Consider the following 4565-nt stretch of genomic DNA (forward strand, 5'->3'; position numbering starts at 1 on the left):
GCGGTGGCCTCCACCATGACCAGGCCCATGCCGAAGGCGTGGGTCAGGTAGTGCGGCAGGTGCCAGTGGGGGGCGGGGAGGTTGCCGGGGGCGGCCTGGTAGGTGCTCATGGCGGGCAGGCCGAGGCGGTGGCGCAGTTCGACCGCGCGCAGGCGCAGGGGAGCGGAGAGCGGGTTCATCGATCCTCCGGTTCACGGGTTCGAGAGTTCGCCAGGTGTGCGGCGGCCGTACTGAGCGCGCGGTCGTAGGGGTCGGGGACGCCTGCGGGCAGGGGCGCGTACATGTCGCGGGTGTCGATCTCCACCAGGCCCGCCAGGAGCCGCGCCGTGCCGGGGAAGCTGTCCGGGGCGGCGGGCGGCACGTCGAGGCCCAGGGCGGGGGCAAGGTGCGGGTCGGCGAACAGCGGCAGTTCGTGCAGCGGCCGGGCCGGGGTGCCGGCGCGGATGCCGGCCGCGCGCAGCGCCCGCACCACCCGCTCCACCGGGGCGTCGGCGGCGTCGGTGCGCCAGTGCCACTTGTACAGCGCGCCGCCGGTGCGCCCGGCGGGCGCGGGCAGCGGGGTGAGGGCGGGCAGACGGGAGGCGAGCAGAGCCTCCACCGCCTGCTGGCGCGCGGTCTTGGCGGCCAGGGTCTGCGGCAGGCGCCGCAGGTGGTCGGCGACCAGCACGGCCGCCACGGGGGTGGGGCGGCGGTTGTGCCCGGCCCCGGTCGCCGCCAGGGCCCGCAGCCGCTCATCGCGCACCCGGGCCAGGGCCCGGTGCTTGGGCTGCGACAGGGCCAGCGCCCGCTCCCACACGGCGCGGTCCGCGGTGGCCAGCAGCCCCGCCTTGCCGCCGCTGACCATCTTCCAGGTGCCCAGCGAGAAAACGCTCACGTCGCCGGTGAGCCCGGCCGGCCGCCCCCGCCAGGCCAGACCGTGCGCGTGCGAGCAGTCCGCCACCAGCGCCAGGCCGTGGCGGCCGCAGAAGTGGCGCACCGCATCGAGCGGCACCGGACGGCCCCAGGTATGGGTGACGGTGAGCGCGACGGTGCGCGGGGTCAGCCGGGCCGCCGCGTCGTCCAGATCGATGCCGCCGCTGGCGGCATCCGCGTCGCACAGCACCGGCCGCAGCCCCTGCCCGAGCATCGCCGTCGCGGTGGCGCGGAAACTGTGGCTGGCCACCAGCACGTCGCTGCCCGGCTCCAGCCGCAGCGCGGCGTAGGCCGCCTCCAGCGCCCCGGTGCCCGAATCGCACAGCATCACCCGCCGTCCCGGCGCCAGGATGCGCGCGGCCAATTCCTCGCACGTGTCGATCTGCGGATGGCCGGCACCGGCCGCCGCCATGTCCCCCGACTGCAGCAGCCGCCCCACCGCCAGATGGGCCTCCCGCGACCACCACGGCCACAACGGCCCCCCGCCCCGCAGGCCTTGCGGCGCGGGCGCGGTCGTGAGCGTCGTCAGCGCCATGGGCTCCTCGTCTCCTGCTCGGGCCACGTGGCCGGACCCGGCGTGCGCCGTAGCAGCGGCCAGCTCGCCGACGCCGCGACCACCGCGGCCCACCGCTGCGCCACCGGCCCGGCGTGCAGCTCGCGCACCGCCGGAGTGCGGACCGGCCCCCGTGGGCCCGTCGGCCAGCCCAGCGCCGGCAGCTCCCGCTCCACGGCGCCCACCGCCGCCTCCAGAACCTCCAGGCCGACCCCGGCGCCGGCGCGTCGCGCGGACGCCTCGCCGATCAGCGCCGCCCGCTCCGGCCAGGAGCACAGCACCCCCAGCTCCCGTACGACGTCGGCCGGTTCATCAGGGGTGTGCACCAGCGTCAGCGCGCGGTTCGGACTGCCCCCGGCATCGCGCAGCGTGCCCCCCGCCCGCCGGCGCGGGTCGTTACGGCCCTTGACGCCGGTCATCCGGGCGCAGGCCGGCCCGCCCCGGGCGTCGGCCCACAGCACCAGCAGGCCCGGCCCCAGCGCGGCGACCGCGTCCAGCAGCACCAGCCGCTCCGCGGTCGCCCACCGGCACGTGTAGGCCCACAAGGACCGCACCGCGCACCGCTCCAGCCGCACCGGCATCACCGCCAGCGGCGCGAAGTCCGCCGCGGCGGCCGCGGCCAGGATTTGCCGCGTCGTGCCGGCCGCGAGCGCGTCGGGGCGCACATACATCAGCGCCGTCCTCTGCGCGAACGCGTACGCACCGTCCTCGCCGAGCCCGGCCACCAGCGCGGCCCACCCCTCCAGGGCGAACAGGTCCCCGGCGAACACCTCCTTCTTGCCGCCGACTTCGGTCAGCCGGGCCCAGTCGGGGCCCGCCAGATCACAGGCGGCATCCCGTTGTGCACACGGCCATCGGTCCCCTGACGATGACGGCACTGGCACACGCACCAAGGCCTCCCTCCCGTCGCGACAGCGCGACATAAACCACCGGCCCCGCCCGGCGGGCAGGGCTTCAGCGGCGTCACCGACCGATCGGCGAAGGCCGGCAATCCGGTCTCACTTCCGCTGCCGTGCGCCGCGCTCACCCATCGGGCGCGGTGACGCCGGCAACGCAGGACGACGCCGGCCGGCCCCGCCCCGGACCGGTGGGCCGGGGCACCGTGGAGAACGCCCGTGCCACGGGCGGCCCTCGCGGAGGCGGCCCCGCCGACCGGAGCCAGCGCCGTGGCCGAAGGAGCGCGAGGCGGCCGGCGGACAGGTTGCGAGCCACCCGCGACGACGGCTCTCCCTGCCGCATGGCAGCCCTGGCCCGTGCGTTGTGGTCCAGCTGGTTCACCCCCAGGCGTGAAGCTGCGGCGGCCCGTGTCCTCATCACACCTGCTGCTCTCCGGCGCGGGGAGGGCTCGCAGGGGGGCTCACAACTCGCACCCACGGTTCACCCAGCGTCCGCAGGGCAATACGGTCAGTGCCTCAACGCGGACGGGCCTGCGCCGTTCGCATCCCGCGCATCGACAGGACCGGCGACCGGCCGGTTCCTCCTGTGGCGACCGAGGCCGCTGATGTGGAAGAGAAGAGGACTCGGGTGGCATCAACCAGCCGCCGGGAGCGTCCGCCGAACGCGGACCTGGCCCGGCTCATCGAAGTCTGCGGCGCGAGCCACAAGTCCTTGGCCCTGCGGGTCAACCAGCTCGCCCAGCAGGCCGGCATCGAAACCGGGTATTCCCACACCAGTGTCGGCAACTGGTGCAAGAGGGGAATGGTGCCCAAATGGCCGATTCCGACTCTCCTCGCCCAGGCGATCGCCGAACGGCTCGGCGGGCCCGTGACGCTGTCCCAGATAGGTATGGACGATGCACGGACACCCGAGACCGATATCGGATTGGCTTTCCCGAGGGACCGCGACGACGCGGTCCAAGAGGCCACAACGTTCTGGAGTTTCGTGAACCGCCGCGACTTTCTGACCGGATCCGGCTTCGCCGCATCCGCCTTCACCACCCCCGTGACCCGCTGGCTGGTCACCCCCGCCGACGAACCCGCCCACCACCGCGGCACCAGACAGGTCGGCCGGGCCGACCTCGAAGAACTCCGTGACGCGGCCGACGAAGCCCGCCGCTGGGACTCCAAATACGGCGGCGGAAACTGGAGAGCCAACTCCGTCACCGCCTGCCTCCGGGAACGAGCCGCCCCACTGCTGCACGGCTCCCGCACCGACGCGGTCAGCCGCGAGCTGTTCTCCGTCACCAGCCAGCTGTCCCGCCTGGCCGGCTTTGCCGCCTTCGACGTCGGCCAGCACGACGTCGCGCAACGGCACTTCATCCAGGCTCTCCGCCTCGCCCGCGCGGCCGGCGACGTCCAGCTCGGCTGCTACGTCCTGACCACCATGGCGATGCAGTCACTGCTGCGCAATTTCGGCTCCGAGGCCATCGACATGGCCCAGGGCGCCTACGAACGGTCGAAAGGGCAGGCCGCCCCCAGAGTCCTCGCCTTCACCAAACTGATCGAGGCCCGCGCCCACGCCCGCGTAGGGGACGCCCAGGCGGCCTCGCGCGCCCTGAAGGGCTCTGAGGATCTCCTGAGCCGGGCGGAAACTTCCAAGGGCTCGGAGCCGGGCTGGATCGACTTCTACCACCATGCCCGCCTCTCCGCGGACGCCGCCGAGGTCTTTCGCGACCTGCGAAACCCCCAGGCTGCCCTGCGCTGGGACCGGCAGGCCGCCGCCATGCCCCCCGACGCGTTCACCCGCTCGGTCGGGATGCGACTGGCGATCGTGGGAACCGTCCACCTGCAGGCCCGCGATCTGGACACCGGTCTGGACCTGGGCAACCGGTCCGTGGACATCCTCGCCCATGTCCGCTCCGCCCGGGCCCAGGACTACGTCCGCGAGTTCAACGCGGCCCTCGCGCCCTGGCGGCGCGAACCGGCCGTCCGCGCCTTCCTCCACCGCACCCGCACCGAACTCGGCATCGCCCCCGAACATCGCAGCGGGAGAGCTGCATTCATGTAGGTCGACGCAGAAATAGTGTGGCGCACGAGCGCACAGTAAGCCGAGGCGAAGGCGGCTGACCGGCCGCCGGAAATGGTTTATACTCCCCATAGCGCTATGGGGGCGTAAACACATTTTGCGACCCCGAGCCCCATGGGGCCCCGCCCGGGCCGGG

General features: G+C 74.1%; 3 protein-coding genes. 1 reads left to right on the forward strand and 2 read right to left on the reverse strand.

The window, feature by feature from the left end:
* Nucleotides 1–175: 175 nt before the first annotated feature.
* Both ACFU99_RS34060 and ACFU99_RS34065 read right to left on the reverse strand, forming a co-directional pair.
* Complete coding sequence (locus ACFU99_RS34060; RefSeq protein WP_384399558.1) at nucleotides 176–1447, reverse strand: DegT/DnrJ/EryC1/StrS family aminotransferase; 1272 nt, start codon at nucleotides 1445–1447, stop codon at nucleotides 176–178.
* Nucleotides 1438–2355, reverse strand: a complete 918-nt coding sequence (locus ACFU99_RS34065; RefSeq protein ID WP_384399560.1) for a hypothetical protein — start codon at nucleotides 2353–2355, stop codon at nucleotides 1438–1440. The genes ACFU99_RS34060 and ACFU99_RS34065 overlap by 10 nt, the downstream gene beginning before the upstream one ends.
* 634 nt (nucleotides 2356–2989) lie before the next feature.
* On the opposite strand from ACFU99_RS34065, the gene ACFU99_RS34070 reads away from it, so the two are divergent.
* Nucleotides 2990–4411: a sporulation protein gene (locus ACFU99_RS34070; RefSeq protein WP_384399563.1), complete on the forward strand. Its 1422-nt coding sequence runs from the start codon at nucleotides 2990–2992 to the stop codon at nucleotides 4409–4411.
* The last annotated feature ends 154 nt before the right edge of the window (nucleotides 4412–4565 follow it).

The sequence above is a fragment of the Streptomyces sp. NPDC057654 genome, assembly GCF_042800135.1.
GTDB lineage: Bacteria > Actinomycetota > Actinomycetes > Streptomycetales > Streptomycetaceae > Streptomyces.